We start from the raw sequence: 23,899 nt of genomic DNA, 5'->3' as shown, positions 1-23,899 counted from the left end.
ATACCTTTTAGGGTATAAAATGACTGTAAATATTGTGATTATACCTCAAAGGGTATAGTTTAAGTGGAGTAGAAGGGGATCCGGCATATAACAACGAAGGCAATAAATACTGAATATATTGTATGGGCGCACAATAAACGCAATAGGCAATCCTTGTAGTTTAATACTTTACAAATAAGATGTACTTTCGTGTAATACGGAAATACTAGCGTTGGCGGTCAGGCTATGATGACTGTAAATCCAGACAAACCCAATACAACAGAATGTTAAATAGAAGTTTTACGCCTTTTCCAATTTTGATAACTGAAAGGCTTACCCTCAGACAACTGGTAATTAGTGACGAACAAGAAATTTTCACTTTGCGTTCTGACAGTGAAATAAATAAATATCTTGACAGACAACTAAGCGATACTATTGAAGATGCAAGAAATTTTATAAATAAGATTAATGAGAACATTCATAAAAATGACTCCCTATATTGGGCAATAACTTTGGGTGACAAAAACATATTGGTTGGGACAATTTGTCTTTTTGGCTTTTCAGATGAAAATGGCAAGTGTGAAATCGGGTATGAGCTTTTGACAAACTTTCAAGGACAAGGAATAATGAAGGAAGCTGCAGGAAAAGTTATTGACTATGCATTCAATACAATTAAAGTTCAAAAAATTGAAGCGTTCCTTCATAGAAATAATCAGAGTTCTATAAAACTGTTGGATAAATTTTCGTTTAGGAACTCAAATGAACCTGATAATACAAATCCTGAATTAATATGTTACTATTTGACAAATTCAATTGACAATCTTAAATAAGAAACTCACCGAAAAAGCCCGAACCGCTAACAGATCAGACATCCATTAAATGTAAATTTTAAACGAGTTAATTACCTATTCAATATTCTTAAGTCTGTAGCTTGTGTTTTTCCCACTACCATCCTGTTCAAGAATATTCTTTTTAACCAGATCCTGAATATCTCTCAATGCTATATCGGTAGATGTTTTAGTCATTTTTGCCCACTTGGAAACATTTAGTTTTCCAAAGAAATCATATGGATGAGCGCACCTGTTCAGGATTTAACAATTTCCCTTCGATCTCGCTCGATTTTATCACATCCAATGTTAATGTTTGTAACATTGTTTCTTCCTGAAGCTTAAATCCAAGCGCCTTCATTTGGCCAAGTATTTTTCCCTGACGAAATCTTACTTCTCCTAACATAGGACCAAGCTTATCTTTATTCCAGGTAAAAAAAGGCCACCTATCCAACTGATATATATGTACATATTCACCGCATTTATGCGGCGTATTCTATTCCTAATCACCGCATAATTTCTGTAAATACGGGAACAAAAATGCTGGATTTTTGACCCTGCGAACTTCGTCCCCCGGTAAAGCCTTCAAGTCGAAATATTTGGAGGCTTTTAGTTCGATGGGTTTGTAAGCACCAAGTCGCAACATCCAATAACACTATTTGTTAGTAAGTAATTAAATTAAAGCTTACCAGTCCACCAGGCCCGCAAGCTGTCATATATGCCAGGTAATCGTGCCGGCTTGAATAACGAGGATCACTCTGCTCTTAAACTCTTTATAGGATTAACAATTGCTGCTTTTATAGATTCATAACTAACAGTTAGCCAGGCAATCCCCAAAGCTGCCAGGGATGCCGTGAAATATACTAACCAACCAACATTTACATGATATGCGAAACCAGCCAGCCAACTATTAACTGCATAATATGAAAGCGGTATTGATATAACTATGGCAACCAGGATCAACCTGGTGATGCCGGAGGATAATAAATAGACGAGGTTTAACACAGAGGCGCCCAACACCTTACGCACGCCGATTTCTTTGGTACGTTGTTCGGCCATAAAGGCGGATAAACCATATAAACCGAGGCAAGAGATAAAAATACCCAGAAGAGCAAAAAGGTTAAAGATGTTACCCATCTGTTGTTCTCCTCTATAAAGATTGGCCATATCCTGGTCGATGAAATCGAATTTGAAGGGGTAGGCGGGGTTAAGCTGCTGGCTTATCTTGGACAGCGCCTGTATGGTCGCGTAAGTTTTACCCGGCAATGTTCTCACCACCACAAAACCGCCGTCTTTATTATAGCGCAAAATCAGTGGCTCTATAGTCTGTTGCACCGGTTTAAAATTAAAGTCCTTTACAACACCAATGATCGTACCCTTATAACCGGTAAATTCAAACGCCTTACCAACTGCTGTGGCTGCATTTAAGCCCATAATGCTCAACATTTTTTCGTTGACCATGAAATTATTTGAATCTGCCGGAAATGATCCCGAAAAGCTTCTCCCATTTACAAGCTTCAGCTTAAATACATCTATAAAATCCTCATTGACATCCATCAATTGATAAACCATTTGTAAGCTGGGATCTTTCCCTTCCCAGTTTGCACTTCCATTTCCGGAAAGCAGATTGGTGGGCAGGTCAGAAGTAATGGCGAAATCACTGGTAAGCGGATTTTGTTTTAACTCATTTTTTAAGGCCAGCTGCTTATTCCAGAGTTCCCCTTTGATGGGCATATACAAAAGGTTGGCCTTTTCAAAGCCGGGGTTACGGTCTTTTACGAATTTAAGCTGGTTATAAATAACCACTGTGCCTACCAGCAAGATGATAGATGTCGTGAATTGGAAGACGACCAGGGCATTGCGAAACAGCAAATTGCCGCCCATTGATCTTACGTTTCCTTTGAGTACTTTAGCCGGGTTAAAGCCGGAGAGAAATAAGGCCGGGTAGCTGCCCGAAACCAATCCGGCTAACAGCGCTATACCCAGGAGGCTTAACCAAAACCAGGCATCTGAAAAAGGAATGACCAATTTTCTATCGGCCATTACATTAAATGCCGGCAAAAATAACCAGACAACCACAAGCGTAAGAAATAGCGAAAGAAATGAAATAAATACAGCTTCGCTTAAAAACTGGAGGACCAGTTGTCCGCGTATGGCCCCTGCCACTTTACGCAAGCCAATTTCTTTCGCCCTCCGGGCCGAGCGTGCCGTAGCCAGGTTCATAAAATTGATACAAGCTACTATAAGTATCAAAATAGCGACGATAAAAAAGATGTTTACATATTGTGCATTCCCGTGGCCAGGAAAATCCCCCAGTCTTGCAGGTGCCAGATGGATTTTGGTTAAAGGCTGTAATTGGAATACAACCGCCATTGAACTATGACTTTGAAATAAATTCGTCATTTGCTTTACCAGCCTGGATAAATTGGCAGTAGAAGGGTCAAAACTTTTAGCTAGTTGAATATAGGTGTAAAAATTAAAGTCCTCCCATTTATTATTGTCTGGATATTTATCCGTTTTTAGTAACATAACCATTGGCAGGATAAAATCAAACTGCAGGTCTGAATTAGCCGGAACGTTGGCCAAAACGCCTGTTACCACCACATATTCACGATTGTCTTTTCGTAAGATCTTACCGATCGGGTTTTGGTTCCCAAAGTATTTTGCAGCCATTTCCTGCGTTATTAGAACGCCATTCTCTTGTTTCAACGCCGTAGCACGATTACCCTGTACAAGAGGAAAAGAAAATACATCCATGAAACTCGGGTCGGCATAGAACACGCGTTTTTCTTCAAATTTCCTGTTACCTGCATCAAACAGCACTGTGGAGATCATGCTTAACCTGACGGTATTTTCAACCACCGGTATTGCTGCTTTTAACCCGGCGGGCATAGCTTCCGCGTTTACCGCGGCTTTATATTCACCAAAATCGCCGATGATACGATATACCTGGCCAGCATTTTTGTGGAACTTGTCATAACTCAGTTCATTTTGTACCCAAAGCAAGATCAGGATACTCGATGCCAGGCCTATTGCTAAACCTGATATATTAATAATGGAATAAGCTTTATCCCTGATGATATTCCTGTAGGCGAGTTTGAAATAAGTTTTAAACATGCGCGTATGGTATTTTTGAAATTGGTACTATACAGGCTATCAATCGACTAAATTACGTGCCAATTGCATAATGTATTGACAATAAGCATCTCATGCATTTTTGCATCGGGCGTATTGTTCGAAAACGTACAGCAGGTGCGCGATTTTGTCCAAATTGTACGTTATTTTTAATCAGGAATTTCATTTTGAAATATATACGGTCGGTTTTTCCTGTAGCTTTTCGAATGAGGCGAAAAACTCCTGTGAATAAGGTTGTTGATTGTGCTTATCCAGTCCTTCGATGTTTTCCCAAAGTTCATGGAAGATAAACATGTCCTCATCATCAACGTTCTGGTGCACTTCATAGCGGATACAGGCTTCCTCCTTTACCGACCGTACCGGAAGAGCCAGTAACATTGCTTTCATCTCATTGTGAAACTCCGGTTTCACTTTTACGATAGCCGTTAAATAAACAGGCATAATATTTTGTTTTTTAAACTATTTGTACTGTATTAAATACTCCTTAAACATGTCATATCTATCCGTACCGAAGGATCTTCAGCGAAGATTGAGTTTAGATCGATAAATACTATTTACCTGTTAAATGCCTCTTCATACTGTTTCGGTTCGCAGATTTCTGAACGTAATTCTTTTGCTGCTGACAATGGGAAATATGGATTTCTCTATTGACATAATATACCTCTGTAATAAAAAAGTATTGCCAGGAAATAATCTTTCCCCACGGACAATACTTTAGGATGAAACTTAATTATTTGTTATAGAGATGAAACAATTTTGAAACTACCTTCCACTCACCATTGATCCTGATCAATGAATGGTAGTCCGTAAAATCTTCATTGGCTGCATCGCTTTCCATTTCCACACGAACTATCGCGGTGGTTGGTGTTTTGTGCATTACGCTTAGATGTGTTTTGATGTTCGGAGCTGCACCAAATTTTTCTACGTAAGTGTATAGGTTGGTGATGCTACCTTCGGAAAAATCATCTCCCAGGTGTCCGTACATAGTGGCATCTTTGTAGAATGTTTTTTTAAGCTGTTCCACATCACCTGTTCTTAAACCATCCACATATCCCTGTACTACTTCCAATACTTCATCGTAATCCGCAACAGTATTGATATTTTTGTTTTCTAACATAACATTTACTTTTTAATTGTTAAACTTCTTTGTTTGTAAAGACAAAATTAGTTCAGTATGTCTGATATAACTTTTCTATTAAGTCCAGAGTTTTTTACTATTTAGACATATTTAGGATGTTAAAAAGTTTATAGCTTCTTACCATTAAGAGGGATTAAATAAAAAATGACATAAATAGTAAAATATTTTGAGCTAAATAGTACGCACTCAGGCTGCTTTTCGTTATATCTTTGCATGAAATCCATCCCGGTATGGAGCGTGCTCCACAGGGTGAAATGTAACTTGCCGATTCAACACAAACTTTCCGCAAATGGTGGAGAGCAAGGGACTAAAACAGTTAACATACACTTGAGCAAAACGCAAAGTGTTTATATTATGTTTGAGATGAAAAAGATCATAAAAGTACCCACCTCATTAATCGATGGACCTGCCCTACAATCAAGCCTGCAGCTTGATGGATGTACGGTCATTGAGCAGTGCATCCACAGTATGGAAGCCAAGGGTACAATGTACCTGGAGGAGCACCTTTTGTTATTTGTACTGGAGGGAACCAATAAGTTGACCTATGGTAAGCAGACTTACCAGGTTCAAAAGAACGAAATGATCTTGCTGAAAAAAGCAACTTCAGTACATTACGAAAAGACCGGCAATCCGGACAACGACAATATTTATGACAGCCTGATGTTTTCCCTGAAAGATGACATGATCAAGTCCTTTCTTGCAACAACGGAATTAGAAATGCCCAAGTTAAAAGCCGAAGGTGAAATCAAGGCAGCAGTATATCCAATGAACGAATGTATGGTCGCCTTCGCCTATTCGCTCAAACCATATTTCTATGAAGACTCCGAAGTTCATCCCGGACAGTTAAGGCTGAAAATGATGGAAATGTTATACGACGTGGCCATCTGTAGTCGCAATATGTTTTATCAAATCCTGCAATTGCACCAGCCGGTTCGTACTGATGTACGTCAGGTAGTAGAGCAAAATTATGCTTCCCCGGTGAGCCTTGAAGAACTGGCCTATTTATCGGGAAGAAGTTTATCAAGTTTTAAAAGAGATTTCCAACAGATTTACAATGTTTCTCCTGCTACATGGATCAGGGAAAAACGGTTGAAAAAAGCCAGGGAGATGCTGGAAAGCACCCCCATGAGTGTGTCGGATATTTGTTATTCTCTCGGCTTTGAAAACGTTTCACACTTTTCGAGGATATTCAAGGAATACCACGGGCAGGCCCCGACAAGTTTCAGGGAAGTAAATTAGAAATTTCAATATCCTTCACGGTTTCCAAAGAAATTTTCTCATCAGTAAACCAACGTGTTGAATGACGTTCGTAAATAGCTTCTCCTGTTATGAGCTGTTTGTATAGAAAACTATTTTCCGGTTTTTTTGCAGGGTGCTTAAAACCTAAAGCTCTTACTTTACGTGATAAACCTTGCTAATAATTTTCCAATCAGCACCGTCTTTTACCAGGCTGAACATATCTGCAAATTTTGTAGCCCCGAATTGCGACTCGATGCGAACGATCGCAGCATCTTCCGAAACGTCCAAAGTAGTGAGTTCATATTTCACTTCAACCGGCCCGGTTTTGTCGATGTAATCATAAAGTGTCTGAATTGGAACGCTTTTTAATTCTCCTTTTTCAGACCACGACATTGTTGCGGTAGGTGCAAATGCCTGGGCAGCTATTTTGCTGTCGCCTTTACGTCCTGCCTCGATGTACAAATTAATTGCGCGTAAAACAGCATCTTTTTGCTCTTGATTTGTTGCCATAATTTTTTGATTTTTAATTTGATTTAAATTGTTGTTCTTATTGTTTTCAGTCTTTCCATTACAGGCTACAAGTAAGAAAAGTGGTATCATTGCGATACCGGTAATTACGTTTTTCATCTCATTAAATTATGCTACAAAAATAGATCACCTTCTTAAGGTATGATTTTCTATTCAGGTCAATGTTTTTTACTATTCGGGCCAATTTGAAAAGGGTCCAATGAAATCGGGTTTATTGACTCCGGAGTGATCAGAACTTATTCGATCAGCGATGCCGGCGAAGAAGCAACCCGGTATTGTTCCTCCCCGCCATTTATACGCCAGCCTTAACAATTGCAACGCATAATGCTTATCCCTTTCGGTGCGAATGTAAAAGCTTATCCATCCGGTATTTTTTAAAAGATGGTGATCTTCCACATGTCCTTCTTCTATTAATGTCGCTTTCAGTTGGCGGTTAAGTGGCATGTCCAATAAGCCGTTACCATGTAAATGTCCAATTTCTTTGTGTTTAAAATCGAACTGAATGCCGCCATATTTATGTGTGTGGACAATAACATCGGGCCATTGCTGCACTTCAGCGGAGATCTCGTCCATCCAGTTGAGTAATTCCATGTGCGTGATAAAAATGTAGACCTTCAGCCAGATGTCGAACAACAACGGCAAACCGGGTACGAATTTTAAAAAGCCCAGATATTTGATGACGAACCTGAACATTAATGTTGTTCGCTTAGTGATTTAATGTGTTCCATTACCCGCAGATGTACATTGCGGGTAATGCTTTCGGCCCAGATATTATAGTACCAAATGGGGAATACATGCAGCCGGTACCAGCTATTGCCAGTGAGCGTGGTTGTGCCGTCGCCATTATCTTTCAGGATAAATTGCCCCTGCAGAATATCTATATGCCCCATAATTTCAGGATCACGCGGCTGTTGAGTGATAGCGAAAGTTAGATTATGATCCTTATCATAGGTGGTAATCTTCTCATCAAATGTATAACCATTGCTGAAAATACATTTACGATCTGCGCCTGCGTAATTTCCTGAAGCAGTAGACTGCACGGGGCTGGGCATGCCTATTCTGAACAACCAGAATTTATCGGGCGTCTCTATTTTTTTATATGCAACTACATATTTCCAGACTTCAGATGGTGGGGCTTTTATAAGCATGGTATCGGCCACCATATTCTCATAATGATGATGCATACGAACATCGGCAAAGAAAGTAAACAATAATAACAGGAACACACTTACATGTAGCTTATCATTACGTCGTTTTAAAATACTTCTGCCCAGGAATAATCCAGTTAGTAGAAATACCACGATAAGCGGCGATACAATGATCAGGCAAATGACGCCTTCCCCCAGGAAAATGGCACTGAGCCCTATGCCAATAAAGGCATTTATAAACGCCATTCCTATTAATTGTTTAGTGGTAAAATGCTGATAGCGCCAGCACCAGGCGCAGATTAATCCCATCAGAATTGGCAGTGTTACAAATTCAGAGAAAACAAGGGTGTTGGCTTCAATCACAAATAGCTTAGTAAGCCACATTACACAAACAGCAAAAACGTTTGAAATGAGGTAGCCTTTCATTGGTATAGAGTTTTATACCTCAAATGTATTATTTATTCCGAACTTTCAGAAATTATTGAAAATTAAATTTGCCCCTTATTAATGTTCCCATCTGGCCCCTTTTTCTTTGCCCTTTTATCTCTCCAAAGTCTGGAAGGAGGTATATTCCCATGATGCGACATTGGTAATTAATTTTTATATGCTTTTTATTACATTTGAGGCCAAATTAATTATTCCAGAGAAAATCAAACCCATTTCTCACTATACCATGAAGACGTTATCCCTTTTCATTATTCTGTTTTTATCCCTTATTTTCCAAAATAGTAAAGCCCAGGTAGATGTATTACAGGATTCCCGTGTCAACCCGTTGTTAAAGCAAGTCGCGTTAAAACGTCCTGGTCTGCGTATTTTTGGACGGCAAAAAGAGACGGATAAGTATGTAAACATGGCCGTACTTGAGGAGAACCGGAAAACGATCACATGGTTTACTTGTTATGGTCAGGCTTTCGATTCTGCACAGTTAACAAACAGTGAATACAACCAGATAGTCCTTAAAAGCCTGGACCCTTTCACTTTGTACAAAAATATTTCCTATGAAAACATTTTCTATGTAGAGAGTGCCGAAGGTACATACCGGTTAAAAGGAAAAGTAGCGTTACAGGACACCTCTTATAATAACCACGTCGTATTCAATGCAGCACCTGTGGTCTCGGCTCAAAGTACCTTACAAAAGCTGATGGCAATGGAAGGTCTTTTGAAAAAGATGTGTACACAGCTGCGGCTGTTTGATAGTAGATCGCCCAGTCATTTAATTGGGAATGATAGCTTCGGTATTCGCAAAGCCCTGGCCGGTAAAATGGTAATAAAGGCGGATAGTACTGTATATTATAATATCGATCCATTGGCGCCAGTCGCCAAAATAATGTTGAGTAAACATGTTCCGGAGAAAATATTTGTATATAACCGGCAGGAACACCTGATTGACAGCGTACCATTGAAGCCCCAAAAGTTTGCGTTATTACTGAAGCAAAAAGAAGACGTATTTTTACTTTACAGGGGCTGGCTGGAAATGCAATGGCAACTGGTGGCCGATAGTAAACGGGAAAACATAAGGTGGCTTAGCAAGCCTGATTCAGGCTTGTACAAACGGGCATCCCTGGTGGAGAATAGACTGCAGTTGCAAAATGCAGTAATGCAATTACAGGCGCAACAGCGGGTAATTGAAGATAAAATAAGCAGCCTGATTGTACCTGAAGGAAAAGATGTTGAACAATTATTGGTTGATCTTTACAGGGATAAACCTTCAGAAATATCTTATGCGCCGTGGGGCTTTGGATATACCGTTTCTTATATACGTGGGAATAAAAGATATGAGCTAACAAATCACCTGGGCAATGTTCTGGCGGTAGTGAGCGACAAAAAGAAAGGTGCGGATGAAAACGGGGATGGCATTATTGAATCCTATAATGCAGATGTAATAAGCGCTTATGATTATTATCCATTTGGGTCATTGATGCCAGGAAGGACATTTAACTCAGAGAATAATAAGTATCGTTATGGGTTTAATGGAAAGGAGAATGATAATGAGGTGAAGGGGGAGGGGAATCAGCAGGATTATGGATTCAGGATCTATGATCCGAGGATAGGGAAGTTTTTGAGTGTGGATCCATTGACGAAAAGCTATCCTGAATTAACGCCTTATCAGTTTGCGAGTAATCGACCTATTGATGGGGTAGACCAGGATGGATTAGAATATTCTCCGGCGAGTAAGGCATACATGAGAGATAACACTGCGGTACTGGTAATGCCTGCAACAGAAGAAATAGAGGCTGTAAAACTTAAGCAAGTTAATGCAGCGATGGATAGAATTGTCACTAAACCTGTTTCTTCAATGAGCCAAGACTATAGTAATACAATTTGGGGAAGTAAGGGTGGATTTGAGTACTCAAAAAAAATGTTTGAGTACGAATCAAATTTGTTTCCCGGTGGCCCAATTGGAGTTAAAGCCTTAAAAGGTGAAAAAATTACGGCGAGTGATGTTGCTATTGAGGCAGCGATTTATTTTTTACCCGTAGGGAAAGTCTTTAGAGGTATTAAAGGGGTCGGAAGGGAAGTTTTGGAATTGAGTGTAAGAAAAACGGATAATTTAGCTGAGCATCTTACTGCTGATGATATTCGTGGGGCTATTAAGGATATTCGGGGAACACCAGTTTTAAAAGATGATGGAACGCCATTTCAGCATTTAAAAGAAGTAAAAGATGCACTGAATGGTCTTGAATATGAAATCAAAAGACTTAATACAGCAATTAACAAAAGTGAAGTCAAAGGTGATGCTCTGGAAGCAGCACAAACACTACGCTCAAATCTTCAAAAACAAAAGGATAATATACAAGCAACCATTGATAGGGCTATAAGCGCCTATGAGAAAACTAAACAGTAAACTATGGAAAATTTAGATAAAACATTGGAAGAGTTAGGGTTGTTGTTTCCAGGTGGGCCTAAAGAGGGGAGTAGTTATTTAGTAGAGACAGTTAATAAATTGAGAAAGAAAAAGCTTAAGGATTATACTGTAGAAGATTTAAGGTTAATGATAGGACAGAATATTGGAATAAATATTCTAATGCCAATCGCGATTTATAAGCTGAAAGAAAACCCCTTTTTAGAGGGCGATTTTTACCCAGGTGATTTACTGGTAAGTGTTTTGGAATCTTCCTGTAATTTTTGTAAGGATAATCCGTCTTATGGGGGAATGTTAAATCAGATAGTGGGGTTTACTAAAATTCAAGTAAAAAATAGGGAGGACTTGACCGATAACATAAAAAAAAGGATATTAGATTTAGTGAAGGAATACGAATGTTGTATGCCTTAAACAGTACTTTAAATTTTATAAAATTAGGACAAGTGCCGGAAAGGTTAAAAATGCTAATAGACATACCTGTTTACAATTCTCAAGAAGTATTAAAATATATATGGGAGAATAACTTTGAATTAAAAGTTAAAGATGATAAAAATGAAATAGTACTGATTGCAAATAAAGCGGGGTTGATATCCTTGGCTACTCAGCTTTTAACTTTAGCGCAAGATTCTGTACCAGCAGGGGCGCATTTACATTATGATGAGAATAATTCTCTGGAAGATGGTTCTAAGGATTTAATTATTCAAAAGGCATAGCATTCATATGGACTGACCTCACATCTGCCAGATCCTTAAAAGTAAAAATATATGTCCTGTCTTTAGCAAAGAACAGTCACTGACTGGGCTTTGCTTTGAGGGGGAAATTAGTTATTCCGGAACAATTCGTATGGACGCAATAGATAAACGAAAATGCAATAAAGGGGAGTGGTGAAGTTATAAAACCTAAATAAATTCGTGTGATTAAAGAACCTCATGGGGCATCTGCATCCACAAGTTTATATTGACAACTATTGTTATTGGTAATTAAATTTGATATATTTTTTTATTACATTTGAGGCAAAAATCAGCTATTCCAGAGCAAATCAAATCCTTTTCTCACTATACCATGAAGAAGTTATCCCTTTTCATTATTCTATTTTTATCCCTTATTTTCCAAAATAGTAAAGCCCAAACGGATGTACTACAGGATTCCCGTGTCAACCCGTTGTTAAAGCAAGTCGCGTTAAAGCGTCCTGGTCTGCGTATTTTTGGACGGCAGAAAGAGACGGATAAGTATGTAAACATGGCCGTACTTGAGGAGAGTCGGAAAATGATCACATGGTTTACTTGCTATGGTCAGGCTTTCGATTCGGCACAATTGACAAACAGTGAATACAACCAGATAGTCCTTAAAAGTCTGGACCCTTTCACTTTGTACAAAAATATTTCCTATGAGAATATTTTCTATGTAGAGAGTGCGGAAGGTACATACCGGTTAAAAGGAAAAGTAGCATTACAGGACACCTCTTATAATAACCACGTCGTATTCAATGCAGCACCTGTGGTATCGGCTCAGAGTACCTTACAAAAGCTGATGGCAATGGAAGGTCTTTTGAAAAAGATGTGTACACAGCTACGCCTGTTTGATAGTAGATCGCCTAGTCATTTAATTGGAAATGATAGCTTCGGCATTCGCAAAGCCCTGGCCGGTAAAATGATAATAAAGGCGGATAGTACTGTATATTATAATATCGATCCACTGGCACCGGTTGCCAAAATAATGCTGAGTAAGCATGTTCCGGAGAAAATATTTGTATATAACCGGCAGGAACACCTGATTGACAGCGTACCATTGAAACCCCAAAAGTTTGCGTTATTACTGAAGCAAAAAGAAGATGTATTTTTACTTTACAGGGGCTGGCTGGAAATGCAATGGCAACTGGTGGCCGATAGTAAACAGGAAAACATAAGGTGGCTTAGCAAGCCTGATTCCGGCTTGTACAAACAGGCATCCCTGGTGGAGAATAGTCGGCAGTTGCAAAATGCAGTAATGCAATTACAGGTACAACAGCGGGTAATTGAAGATAAAATAAGCAACCTGATTGTACCTGAAGGAAAAGACGTTGAACAATTACTGATTGATCTTTACAGGGATAAACCTTCAGAAATATCGTATGCGCCGTGGGGTTTTGGATATACCGTTTCTTATATACGTGGGAATAAAAGATATGAGTTAACAAATCACCTGGGTAATGTTCTGGCGGTAGTGAGCGACAAAAAGAATGGTGCGGATGAAAATGGGGATGGCATTATTGAATCCTATAATGCAGATGTAATAAGCGCTTATGATTATTATCCATTTGGGTCATTGATGCCAGGAAGGACATTTAGCTCAGATAATAATAAGTATCGTTATGGGTTTAATGGAAAGGAGAACGATAATGAGGTGAAAGGAGAGGGGAATCAGCAGGATTATGGATTTAGGATCTATGATCCAAGGATAGGGAAGTTTTTGAGTGTGGATCCATTGACGAAAAGCTATCCTGAATTAACGCCTTATCAGTTTGCAGGGAATATGCCAATCAGGTTTATTGATTTAGATGGGCTTGAGCCAGCTGACCCTGGAAAGAAAAAAGGTGATTATACTGTTGCTGCAAAGAAAGGCACAGAGGATTATTTTGGTTGGAGATGGAATGACGGGACGAAGGGTAAAAAGGGATTTTGGGAGCAAGGTGCATCAACAAAATATATGAATGGTAACGTATTTGCAAATAGCGGAGATGATGATTTAACTAAAACGCATTATCCAGATCAACAAATTAATTCGGTAAATAATAGCATGATGTATCATTCTAATTCTTTTCCAGCAGCATTTGAACTGGGCATGAGCATGGAATCAGACGTTAGGCAAAATGAAGGAAGAATGCTTATTCAGCATTTTACATTTGGGAATGGATCGGGATTGTCATTTAAGCCAAATTCAGAGATGGCATCGATGTTGGGCATCGATCCAAATTTTGTAAAAATAGCTACAGGATTTGAGACGAAGGTCTTGACTTATTTGAAGGAAAATAGAAATCTTGAAGAATTCAATGGAACCCAGGTATTGAGAGATTTAGGAAAGCCATATATTAAAGATAGAATCTTTATGTATACTGTATTAGGAGGAACTCAGCAAATAGATGCTCAAATCAGAAAAATATCTGCGAATGAAATCCGTGTCCAATATACAGTATGGGATCACTTTGGGGCTGGCCGCCAGGATGCTGTTAGTAAGCTTCCAGGATTGCCATCTATGTATTATCTGCAGCATAATGCAAATTCACCTGCTGGAGTTACTTATAAACCATTTATCTGGAATATTCGAGTTAATAGATAATATTTATGAATTATTTGCTTTTTGAGAAATTTCTCGTATTGATATTTTTAGTTAGCTGTACAAGAGCGAAGCCTAGATCTAGTTGTAAATTTGAGTCAATCAAAACACTTTACACTGATATTGGTATACAACCTGGCATTGATACTGCATTCTGTCATGCTGTATTAATAAAAGACTTTTCGCGTGAATGCCTTGATAGTATTACAATATTAAGAATAGCAAAATCCTATATTGATACAGTTAGTGCAAGTAAAAAGCCTGTTGATATAATTAAATTTTATTCTTCAGATAAAGATTTTGACTTATCTGAGGGGGGATCTCAGCTTTGGGATGAGGTCAATAAAAGTTGCCTGGTGATAGTGAACTTCAATTATCGTATTGGGAGTCCAACAAGCTTTATATTCTTTAATGAGAAAGGGGAAATTATTCATGATGGGCCTAATTGGAAATAATATGTAGAGGCTGTGAAGATTATGGACTGTCTTTCTATTCAATAGTACGGTAAGTATGAGTAATACAATTCTCCATCCCTTTTACAAGATGGAACATCTTGTAAGTGCAAGTATCCAGACCTTAAAATCATATTAAATGATCGCCATATCAGACATTAAAAAGCGCCTTCCATCGATACTTTGGATTTCATGTTGTATAGGCTTTCTGATATTCTTCGTTAGTCCGGTCAATCAATTATTGAACCGTCTGTTAGTAAAACCTTTAATTTCTGAATTTGCCAATTCTCTGCTTAATGAAAGTATTTTAATGCTTCTTTCGGTTTTGGCAGCAGCCTGGTTATATCTGTTTAGTGAAAAAAAATTCCTCCGAAAGCTGGCAATTTTTGCTACCCTTTTTTATGTTTTACAACTAAATCAGCAGCTTTGGCACTTCCATCCTATTCTTTTAATTCCAATACTGCGTGAGTGGGACATTGTTGTAGCAGCGTTAATCATACCCGGTATGTTGACCTTTATTACGAAAAGAAGCATACAGGATACTGCAATAAATCGTAATGGTTTTATTGAAGATTTGGCTATTGAATCTGTTGAGCAAGATACATTTAATAGAAAGGAAGTCGCCAGGGAGATAGCAGAAAAAATCAGCATCACTAACAATAGCAAATCATTTGCTATTGGGATTTTAGGGGAATATGGCAGTGGGAAAACCTCTTTTATCAATTTGATAAAAAATTATCTTGATAAAACGAATACTGAAATCGTAGATTTTAACCCGTGGAGTGTAGATGGAACACCTAACATTCAGAAAGATTTTTTTGACCTCCTGGCAAGCTGTTTATATGCCCTCAATCCTAAGGTCTCCGGAATGATCTTAGATTATTCAAGAAAACTGAGCCGCGTAGATAGTTCCGCGGAGAAATTTATCCGGCAAATCGGTTTTGCGAATAGTCTTTTTAAAAACGGAAGTTATACTGACGACTATGACCGGATTAATCATTTACTGGAAAAGTCTGGTAAAAAAATAGTTATTACGATAGACGATCTGGACCGGCTTTACAAGGAAGAGGTCATGGAGGTGATGCGATTGATCCGCAATACAGCAAGTTTTACCAATATATTTTACCTTGTTGCTTATGAAAGAAGTTATATACAGGAATCTATTAAATCCATGAATGCCAATGTTGGCAGCAGTTATCTGGACAAGATTATTCAGTTGGAAATTCCTTTGCCCAAAAGAGAAAGTGAAGATTTACTTCGGGTTTTGGAAAGTTTGCTCGAGAGCTTTATCACAGCGAATCATATGGAGGCCTATCGCAGTCATATCCGGGAGACAGGATTTCGTAATCAATACAATTTTGCTTTTAGGACAATTTTCAGGCAGTCGAGGGACGTTATTAAATTCATCAATAACTTTAAGATTGCTTATCGATTCTTAGGGCAGGAGGTATTGTTTGAGAGCCTTTTTGTGTTAGAGCTGCTAAAATTCCGTTTCCCATTGATATATGACAGGTTATTTGAGAAACGTGATGATTTCATACTGGTCACGCCTTCCAGGTCAACTCATGAAGAATATTATAAACTGAGGACTTATCGGGTTAAAAAAGACGACTTATTGTTAATTGGGCGGATGCTACGGGAAGAGAAGAGCTACGACGAAGCTGAGATAACGCTGATCTGTGGTCTTTTAGGAAACTTATTTTTTAGATTTAGTAGGTCAACGATGGCAAAGAATGCGATCATGTATCCGATGTTTTTCGAACGTTACTTCCGTTATAGATTAAGTGGCCGGGATATATCAGAAAAATTATTTCAAGAAGCATGGCACCATGGCCTTTCGGGTGTAAAACAATTTGTGGATAGATGCGAGGAGGATAAACTACTTGCCGAACTTTGTATGAGGATATTACAGGAGAAAGCAAAAACACGTGCGTGTTTTGAGCTTAAACTGAAATCTCTTTTTTACCTGGGAGCAAGATACGTAAAGGAAAAAGGACGACATTCTTTTGACTATATGGCACTTATAGATCTACTTTGGAATTATGACCACATTATAGATAAGCGATATTATAAAAAAGATGAAAACGCTTACCGTCTTTTTGTCGAAAGTCTGTTTGAAGAGGCTGAAACCCCATTTGTGTTTCCTGCAGAAATCATTTACAACATCAAGCATGATAAAAAAGAAATAAGTGTTCCGACCACAGTGCTTGTCGATTTCCAGGTTCGTTATTTCATGGCGCATGTAGCTGAACATGGGCTTACCAAAGACGCGTCATGGATGTTCTGGGGCATTCGTGACGAATACACGGAACCCGCACCTGGACAGCCAGGATATGAGATTAAGCATTTCAGATTCGAGCCTCCGGTCATTCCTTTCGTGAAGGCTGCTTTGAGGGAACATGATCCATTCGAATTTTTAAAGCTTGCGATTAAATATGATATGCGCGAAAAGGAAATTGTCGCGATTCATCCTGAATTGCTGGCCATATTTGAGACACCGGAGGAATACAGGGACTTAATCATAGCAAATACGAAGATCAACCCGGATATCAAAGCCGATTTTCTCGCCTTTTTCGAGGCATGTAAAGAAAAGGACTTCAACAACTGGGCGAATTACGAATTTAAAACAGCACTAAAACCTGAACGGTCTGACAATGATTAATTGCGAAATTGAGCTGACTCCAGATTTAAAACCTGGAGAGGTGACATTAACTTCAAAATAATAATTATGTATTTTTTACCGCTTATTTTTTGGCTGCCTATAATAGTAGTGATCGTTAATATTAAATCTAGAAAAATAGATAGAGTTAAGAAGTATAGATTAGGATTGATTATAGTCAGTTTTATTCTTACTTTTTTATCTACTTATGGTATATATGTATTTACTAATGTAATGACGAAAGTGATAAAATCGGGGATCCTTGCTAATAGCTTGTGGCTACTATATATGTTTTTTGGCGCACCTGCATTATTTACAATAATAGGGTGTCTCTTTTTAAGTATAGGAGGAAGGAAAAGTGATACGAGTTTATAGTTTGGTCTTTATTTTACATTAAATATTAGCTTTATGTACTTAGATTTTGTAAGTGTTTTTGACTCGGTTTATAATAAAGATCAAGGAAATTTAGATGCAGTTATAGTAGCACTAAAAGAGTCGGGTGCAACTCAAATGGAATCTGCTATGCTTTTAATAATGAAATTGAAACTTTCTATATTAGAAGCAGATGCTTTAATTATTAATTCTACCGCATGGAAGGAGAATAAAGATATGACGGAGAAACTTAGGCAAGAGTTTAATGATTATCTTGAAAGTTTAGATTGAATTATTTCCATAGATTACCATCCGTATGGCACAATGGATAAACGAAAATGCAATAAAAGGAAGTGGTGAAATTATAATATGCAGTGTTTATCCTCTTCAGGTAAAAAAACATGATTGACATAATTGCTTTTAAACAGTTTTTGAAGGAAAATTTTGACACATCAATTCTGTCTGTTGATGAGTTTAAGCCCGATTTGCAGTTCGTTGATATTGATTGCTTGAAGGATATTAAAAGGAAATTGACTTTGGAAATATCGAATCAAACAATTAAAGTATCGACGGTAAGTAAAGAAGCAGAGTTGGATTTTTCATTGTATGATTATTGTTTTGAGAGTGTTTTAGAAGCTCAGATTTTTTTATCAGATATTAAAAAGACTGGTGTTTTTAAGACAATATAATAATGCTCTATATGCTGGTCATACTGATGGAATGATACAGAGTTTTTACACATGGTTAAGAATAGGACAAAAAATGAATCAATCAGATGCTATGACAACCTTTAAAGCGTTCATTTTCGCGAATAGTAGGAAAGACGCAGGGAGTAGTACGTCGCTGGTGGATGTCAGTAAGATAGTTTTTAGGGAATTGTTATTTTCCGAATGGGAATAGTTAAGTATGATTATTCCCACTTTGTTTAGAATTTAAATTAATTTACACCCATTAAAGAGCTTGGTATTTTACCCCGCCAGCATTCTATTCATATTAAAACTTACTCAAATGAACGTTCCCGAACTAATTAAATCCATTGGTAGCTTTATCACCGTTATTAGTGTCGTTGTTGGGATTGTTATCAGTGTTATGAATTTCAGGATTGCAAAAGAAAAAGAAGCTGAGTCCAGGAAAATTGAGGCTGCCAAGCCATTTCTCGAATTACGCCAAAAACTATACCTTGATGCTTTAAATAATGCTTCCATCCTGGCATCTAAAGATCTTCATACCGAAGAAGAAGTCGCAAAAGCCAAAAAACGCTTTTCTGAATTGTATTGGGGAGAACTTAGTTTAATAGAAGAAAGCGAAATTGAAGGAATGATGATGGCTGTCGCCAGAGCTGAAAACCTAACCGATGATCCTACCCCTACACAAATAGCAACCTATAACCTGGCACATACAATGCGGGAGTCTCTGACTAAATCCTGGCAAGTGGATACGGCGAAGGTTGGCAAAATTAACCCGTAGTGCTATTTTATTTTAAAGACACCCTCTTTCTTTTAATGACTTCAACTTATCAGAAAATCTTTTCAGTACTGATAAGATCTCTGTAGTCCATATTCGTGATAAGCAGATTTATTTTCAGTTTCTCCGGTTCTCTCATAGTACTCATCCTGTCTTTCATTATAGTAAGATCGATACCCTTTTTATGCCACGCTAAGAAATCAAAATCACCAGTTTCGTAGTCTTCCGATGTAACATTTGCCGGATGTCCTAACCGGTTAACAACGATATCCAATGCATCTTTATCTATATCCATCAAAAGATACAGGCAAAATTTATCATTATTTATCTGATAAGCAAATTGATCGTTAATTTTCAGACCAAATAATGTATAATCTATAAAAGGCAAAGTCAACGCTCTATTAAACTTATAGGAAAACATTGAGTGATTATTTATCGCCAGCTCCTGATTACTTATGTTGTGATCAAAAAAATTGGTTGAAATGAAATTCACCATTTTATCCTGGCTATCAATTATATTCTCTAGCTCCATATTTATGACATTTAAACGTTGGGCATTACTACCATTATACAAGAATAATGATAATAATGCCAACATGATAAATTTTAACGTCTTTCTGTGAAGAATAAGAAACAACATATAACTGCTATCTTAGTTGCAATCGCGTGTACCGAAAAATGCCCTTTGCTCATTTCTGAACACAATACCTGGGCTGCCAGTGCCTGTGGTACCAGCAGTACCACCTTGAGTAACCATCAGGATTTGAAGCTGCTGTTTAAAATAAGTAATTACATTGCTTTCAGCCTCAAAAGGTTCTTCTCTAAATCTTTGATATGTCAGGATCTTCGCTTGGTCCGTTATGGCAGCAGCAATATTTGCAGCCTGCCCCGGTGTGATTACCTGACCGTTCGCATAATGTTGCGGTAATCCATACACGACGTGATCGATCCACATTTCTCTTGGATAACTCTGATCACGGCCGGGGCCAACCCATACCCACTTCAATCTGATCTTATTCAGTCCGGCTTCCTGCCAGTTAGCCAGGGAGGTATGTGTAAATGAATATGAACTACAGTCCACGCCAAACGTCGCTTCATTACCTTCACCACCACCATCTCCGGGTAGATTATCGCAATAACCACTAGGGCTTGTCTGATCATAACATGGCGGATTAGGCTCTTCTTCTTCCACCCAGTAGCACTCCTCGTAGCAATCAACCGTGATAGTCTCGTACCAGCATTCTTCCGGCCCTTCCTGCTCCCAGCATTGACCTGTAGCGGGAGAACAGACAGTTACGGTGGTTTGTCCGCAGAACTGTTCTGTGATTTCATTACACCAGGTCTCACAAACTTCATAACCTCCGGAAGCCCTGGCTACTGTATTTCTTTGCTGACTAGCAGCTTTACTACCGATCCTTTTAACAGCCCTTCCGTTTTCAACTTTAATAGAGAAAAGGTGTTCACCTTTTTGATTACTATAATTCAAATAGCCATCAAAATCACTATCCAGATTTCCTATGCGGTTATGACCTATGTTATAACTGTGACGTTTCAGATAAGCAGGAGATCCTACATAAGATACGATCCTGTAGTAGACCTGGCTATTCCTGTCCTTGAAGACAATTAATGTCTGAAAAGCGGACTGCTTTTGCTTTTTCTTATCCTCATCACCTGCCGGATGTTCTTTATCAAGGAAGAGTATGGTTCTCTTCCTTTCAGTGATAACAGGTACCTCAATGTATTGCTGTCCCTTACCATTGGCATTGGAGTAAGGATTGGCCCATTGCGGCCACATTTTCACAGCGGCCTTTCCCTGCCTGGCGGCAACGGCGCTGGTATCTAGTTGGTTAAAATAAGCCTTACCTTCTTCGACAGACAGGCCGCTTTGCGTAGTCTTGTCTTTTCGGATTGACTGAACATCGCTTTTCCGACAACTATAAAAGACGGTAAAAAGGATAACAAATAGAATGCTTAACGACAGTACTTTTTTCATTTATGAGGTATTAATTAAGGAATCGCCCAATTGATAATACGCATGTCATGGGTTAAAATGACATTTAATCAAGAGCTATAGGTAACAACAAATAATCTTCACAGGTATCTTCTTTGAATAGTTCGGTACGAAAATAATTCATTACTTATATTACTTGTGTTAACTTTTTATTAAGGATAATGGCAGTAGTTTGTTATTAAAATTTGTACGTTTACGCCCTTACCCACACCGGAAACTATTATGAACACAATGCAACGTGGTATGGAAGACCAATAGTCGGTGATTGATCATGCCGCGATAGAAAGGGCATTTAAAGATCTTATTTGACTGCTGCTTATACATTTTACTCCCATTGCCTTAAACTTAGGTTTGCGAACTATCGATCTTGATGAATACTTCGCGTAGGGATACCAAAAGCAACTGATTGAAGGCGTAACAGCGCAATTTCTAGTTTGCCTCTGTGGACAGGAAGAATAGGGGAGGTAATTTCCGCCCTCGTTCATTATTCAGTGGATCAGTAGTATGTTTAGCAATGATATTTACTAAAATTCACTTCATAAACATTTCAAATGTAGGATGAAAAATAAAATGGATCTTAAAAAGGCAAAACAGTTCACTTGAGTCTTAATCTACTTATCGAAAACATTTCGCTTTCATGGAAATGGTTAAATAAAACTTCCAGCAAGGTATAATTTCCTTTTGGAGTAAATGGCCGATAAAGAAGCGTGTGGCATTTGAATACCTGATGCATCATTTTTGGTACTCATTTTACGCATTTGTAAAGATGCTGCCCAAAACGAGCAAAATCCTACTTGCGAAAAGAGTTAAAAGGTAACATCCACACAAAAAAAATATCGTAATATCAAAAAATACAAACTACTTGGTATTGATAAAACTTGCGGAATGAATGACCTTTCGATTTAAATTCTAATTGTCATGGCAGCAAATCAGCCCCAAAACTTTGCTCAGAAAGGGCAATCTATCTCCGTTACTAATACAGATGTACAAACTGAATCCCAAAATTTCGAACAAGAGCCACATGGGCTTTGTACCTGTGGACAAGTAAAAATTGTAAACGGTATAAAGTACATATGCCGGAAAGACGCCTTCGATAATTGCGTATGGCAAAAGGTCATGTAATCGGATCATTACATTCGCTACAACATTAATCTTCCTTCTCAATGAGAAAAATAAGTATTCTATTATCTATTCTTTTTCTTTCGTGTATTGCAAAATCTCAAAAGACTTACTTCACTACTTATCAGATTTGCGGTAAAGAATTTAACATAACAGCCACGATTGGGACCTCTAGGACTATTGCTATCACAATCAGTTCAGATGGCCAAACAGATCAGCAATTTGATGCTAACCGGTTCTCTCCGGATAATTTCACCCAAAAGATTAAAAATAAATTAGCCGTCATGGGGGCTACCTGTGGGGATGCTTCATCAACCACATCACAAATTGCTAATCAGCTGTATGCTAATATATGGGCAACTGATGCAGACGAAACCACCAAACATAAGGCGGCCGATTTTACAGTCAGAGAAAAAGTCAGGATGTATACCAAAATATATCATAAAGACACAAGCGAAACAGTAGATAGCTACCAGGTAAAAAAAGTGCAGGTTGAAATATCAGATGGATATGTAGAAAATATACAGGTTTGCTTACAAGATCCTTATGATACTAACGTACAAAGAATATTTACTAATTTGTATAGCATAGGTATATCTTCCAGACAAAATATTAAAGATTTCAAAGAAGTACATCTATATGATCTGACTTCTCCGCCTTTTGTCACTAAAAAAGACACTACAAGCTATTCAATTTTACTGTCCGATCTGGTCGATTATGTCCCTACACTGGCCCTCCAAAGACGTGATTATTCTCCTGCCGACATGGTCTTTGAAACGGAAGGAGGTAAATCATTGGAACTGGAAAAAGAAAAAACAAACAAATTATTTCAGGCCAATATATACACGGATTTCATAGGCCTTAGGGAAGATAAACCTAATGGTTTAATTCAAACTGAAGCCAGTAAAAGAATTAATATTAATACAGTTCAATATCTGGTTAAATGTCCATTAATATATCGGTTTATCAGAAGCATAGGATATTTCCAATATATCAGTCCGGTCGTAACATTATCCAAAATTGAGCAACAAAATAAATACCTAATTTTAAGTGATCTGGATTCCATACGTCAAACACCTGGACCAAACGACACCTCTAAACTGAATAAAGACCTGAACAGGTATACTTCTGCTATTAAACTATTGCAATACCAAAGCTTTTCCGGCGGTCTTGATTTCAACTTGTTTGCTTTCAGTAACCATGACCTGAAGTACAGCGTTTGCGTAAATATGGGTGGTAGAATAGGCATTACCCCTGTCAGAGATTCTCTTACTGAGATGCAATCCGGCAAGATAGTGAAACCCGGTTTCACTAATGAGTACACTATAAGCACCCTTCAGTTCTATCCATCTCTGGCCATCTCCTGGTTACCGGAAGAACGATTCAGCCTGACACTTTCAGATAAGTTAGTTTATCTGAAACCCTTGAATAACAGGATTCAGTTGCTCGGCTGGGAAAAAGATAACCAGAAAAAATACATCGTTAAAAATGGGGCCTTTATCAACGTGATAGAATTACAAATGGCGCTCAATGTTAGTGACAATGGAAAGATGTTCGCCAGAATGAGATTGAATTCAGAATTTAGTCAGGCACAAGGGAATTTCCTGCAGGTGCAACTCGGATATGCGATCAATATATTAGGTGGTAAATAAA

At 38.2% G+C, this 23,899-nt stretch carries 21 protein-coding genes; 12 read left to right on the top strand and 9 right to left on the bottom strand.

Annotation, left to right across the window (positions count from 1 at the left end):
- Positions 1–263 precede the first annotated feature (263 nt).
- Positions 264–809 carry a GNAT family N-acetyltransferase gene (locus BM176_RS31245; RefSeq protein WP_090108343.1) on the top strand — a complete coding sequence of 182 codons (546 nt, stop codon included), beginning with the start codon at positions 264–266 and terminating at the stop codon, positions 807–809.
- Between the two features lie 232 nt (positions 810–1,041).
- Here the strand turns inward: BM176_RS31245 and BM176_RS33200 are convergent, their stop codons facing one another.
- From BM176_RS33200 to BM176_RS31225, 4 genes are all read right to left on the bottom strand, one after another.
- A complete protein-coding gene (locus BM176_RS33200; protein WP_218162321.1) occupies positions 1,042–1,260 on the bottom strand; it encodes a DUF4172 domain-containing protein in 219 nt (72 codons plus the stop codon).
- 299 nt (positions 1,261–1,559) lie between these two features.
- Positions 1,560–3,923: an ABC transporter permease gene (locus BM176_RS31235; protein WP_090108341.1), complete on the bottom strand. Its 2,364-nt coding sequence runs from the start codon at positions 3,921–3,923 to the stop codon at positions 1,560–1,562.
- Positions 3,924–4,103: 180 nt separating this feature from the next.
- Positions 4,104–4,382 carry a putative quinol monooxygenase gene (locus tag BM176_RS31230; RefSeq protein ID WP_090108340.1) on the bottom strand — a complete coding sequence of 93 codons (279 nt, stop codon included), beginning with the start codon at positions 4,380–4,382 and terminating at the stop codon, positions 4,104–4,106.
- Positions 4,383–4,671: 289 nt separating this feature from the next.
- Positions 4,672–5,058: a nuclear transport factor 2 family protein gene (locus BM176_RS31225; protein WP_090108339.1), complete on the bottom strand. Its 387-nt coding sequence runs from the start codon at positions 5,056–5,058 to the stop codon at positions 4,672–4,674.
- Between the two features lie 384 nt (positions 5,059–5,442).
- Here BM176_RS31225 and BM176_RS31220 point away from each other — a divergent pair, with 384 nt between their 5' ends.
- Complete coding sequence (locus BM176_RS31220; RefSeq protein ID WP_177230616.1) at positions 5,443–6,318, top strand: AraC family transcriptional regulator; 876 nt, start codon at positions 5,443–5,445, stop codon at positions 6,316–6,318.
- A 153-nt stretch (positions 6,319–6,471) separates the two neighbouring features.
- On the opposite strand, the gene BM176_RS31215 is transcribed toward BM176_RS31220, so the two are convergent.
- The 3 genes from BM176_RS31215 to BM176_RS31205 form a co-directional block, all read right to left on the bottom strand.
- On the bottom strand, positions 6,472–6,945 hold the full coding sequence (locus BM176_RS31215) for a nuclear transport factor 2 family protein (RefSeq protein ID WP_090108337.1): 474 nt from the start codon (positions 6,943–6,945) through the stop codon (positions 6,472–6,474).
- A gap of 72 nt (positions 6,946–7,017) precedes the next feature.
- Entirely contained in the window at positions 7,018–7,539 is a 522-nt protein-coding gene (locus tag BM176_RS31210; RefSeq protein WP_090108336.1) for a luciferase domain-containing protein, read from the bottom strand.
- Positions 7,539–8,420: an SRPBCC family protein gene (locus BM176_RS31205; RefSeq protein ID WP_090108335.1), complete on the bottom strand. Its 882-nt coding sequence runs from the start codon at positions 8,418–8,420 to the stop codon at positions 7,539–7,541. The genes BM176_RS31210 and BM176_RS31205 overlap by 1 nt, the downstream gene beginning before the upstream one ends.
- A 247-nt stretch (positions 8,421–8,667) precedes the next feature.
- Between BM176_RS31205 and BM176_RS31200 the strand changes: the two genes are divergently transcribed.
- The 9 genes from BM176_RS31200 (at position 8,668) to BM176_RS31150 (ending at position 19,119) form a co-directional block, all read left to right on the top strand.
- Positions 8,668–10,839, top strand: coding sequence for an RHS repeat-associated core domain-containing protein (locus BM176_RS31200; protein WP_177230615.1), 2,172 nt, complete (start codon positions 8,668–8,670; stop codon positions 10,837–10,839).
- 3 nt (positions 10,840–10,842) lie between these two features.
- Entirely contained in the window at positions 10,843–11,268 is a 426-nt protein-coding gene (locus tag BM176_RS31195; protein WP_090108333.1) for a contact-dependent growth inhibition system immunity protein, read from the top strand.
- Entirely contained in the window at positions 11,253–11,570 is a 318-nt protein-coding gene (locus BM176_RS31190; RefSeq protein WP_218162320.1) for an Imm32 family immunity protein, read from the top strand. The genes BM176_RS31195 and BM176_RS31190 overlap by 16 nt, the downstream gene beginning before the upstream one ends.
- Positions 11,571–11,919: 349 nt before the next feature.
- Positions 11,920–14,172, top strand: a complete 2,253-nt coding sequence (locus tag BM176_RS31185; protein WP_090108332.1) for an RHS repeat domain-containing protein — start codon at positions 11,920–11,922, stop codon at positions 14,170–14,172.
- Positions 14,173–14,177: 5 nt separating this feature from the next.
- Positions 14,178–14,624: a hypothetical protein gene (locus BM176_RS31180; RefSeq protein ID WP_090108331.1), complete on the top strand. Its 447-nt coding sequence runs from the start codon at positions 14,178–14,180 to the stop codon at positions 14,622–14,624.
- A gap of 136 nt (positions 14,625–14,760) precedes the next feature.
- Positions 14,761–17,283, top strand: a complete 2,523-nt coding sequence (locus BM176_RS31175) for a KAP family P-loop NTPase fold protein (RefSeq protein WP_090108330.1) — start codon at positions 14,761–14,763, stop codon at positions 17,281–17,283.
- 405 nt (positions 17,284–17,688) lie between these two features.
- Positions 17,689–17,943: a hypothetical protein gene (locus BM176_RS31165; RefSeq protein WP_090108328.1), complete on the top strand. Its 255-nt coding sequence runs from the start codon at positions 17,689–17,691 to the stop codon at positions 17,941–17,943.
- 110 nt (positions 17,944–18,053) lie between these two features.
- On the top strand, positions 18,054–18,341 hold the full coding sequence (locus BM176_RS31160) for a hypothetical protein (protein ID WP_090108327.1): 288 nt from the start codon (positions 18,054–18,056) through the stop codon (positions 18,339–18,341).
- Positions 18,342–18,660: 319 nt separating this feature from the next.
- The gene (locus tag BM176_RS31150) at positions 18,661–19,119 is read left to right on the top strand and encodes a hypothetical protein (protein ID WP_090108325.1); all 459 of its coding nucleotides are present in this window, start codon (positions 18,661–18,663) and stop codon (positions 19,117–19,119) included.
- A gap of 49 nt (positions 19,120–19,168) precedes the next feature.
- On the opposite strand, the gene BM176_RS31145 is transcribed toward BM176_RS31150, so the two are convergent.
- Together BM176_RS31145 and BM176_RS31140 are read right to left on the bottom strand one after the other, a co-directional pair.
- The gene (locus BM176_RS31145; protein WP_143097969.1) at positions 19,169–19,648 is read right to left on the bottom strand and encodes a hypothetical protein; all 480 of its coding nucleotides are present in this window, start codon (positions 19,646–19,648) and stop codon (positions 19,169–19,171) included.
- A 120-nt stretch (positions 19,649–19,768) separates the two neighbouring features.
- Positions 19,769–21,109: a hypothetical protein gene (locus BM176_RS31140; protein WP_090108323.1), complete on the bottom strand. Its 1,341-nt coding sequence runs from the start codon at positions 21,107–21,109 to the stop codon at positions 19,769–19,771.
- Between the two features lie 1,181 nt (positions 21,110–22,290).
- Here BM176_RS31140 and BM176_RS31130 point away from each other — a divergent pair.
- Entirely contained in the window at positions 22,291–23,898 is a 1,608-nt protein-coding gene (locus BM176_RS31130) for a hypothetical protein (RefSeq protein WP_090108321.1), read from the top strand.
- Position 23,899 lies beyond the last annotated feature (1 nt).

This window comes from Chitinophaga sp. CF118, assembly GCF_900112615.1.
GTDB lineage: Bacteria > Bacteroidota > Bacteroidia > Chitinophagales > Chitinophagaceae > Chitinophaga.
The sequence above is the reverse complement of the archived record's forward strand: the minus strand, read 5'-3'. Positions and strand labels throughout refer to the sequence as shown.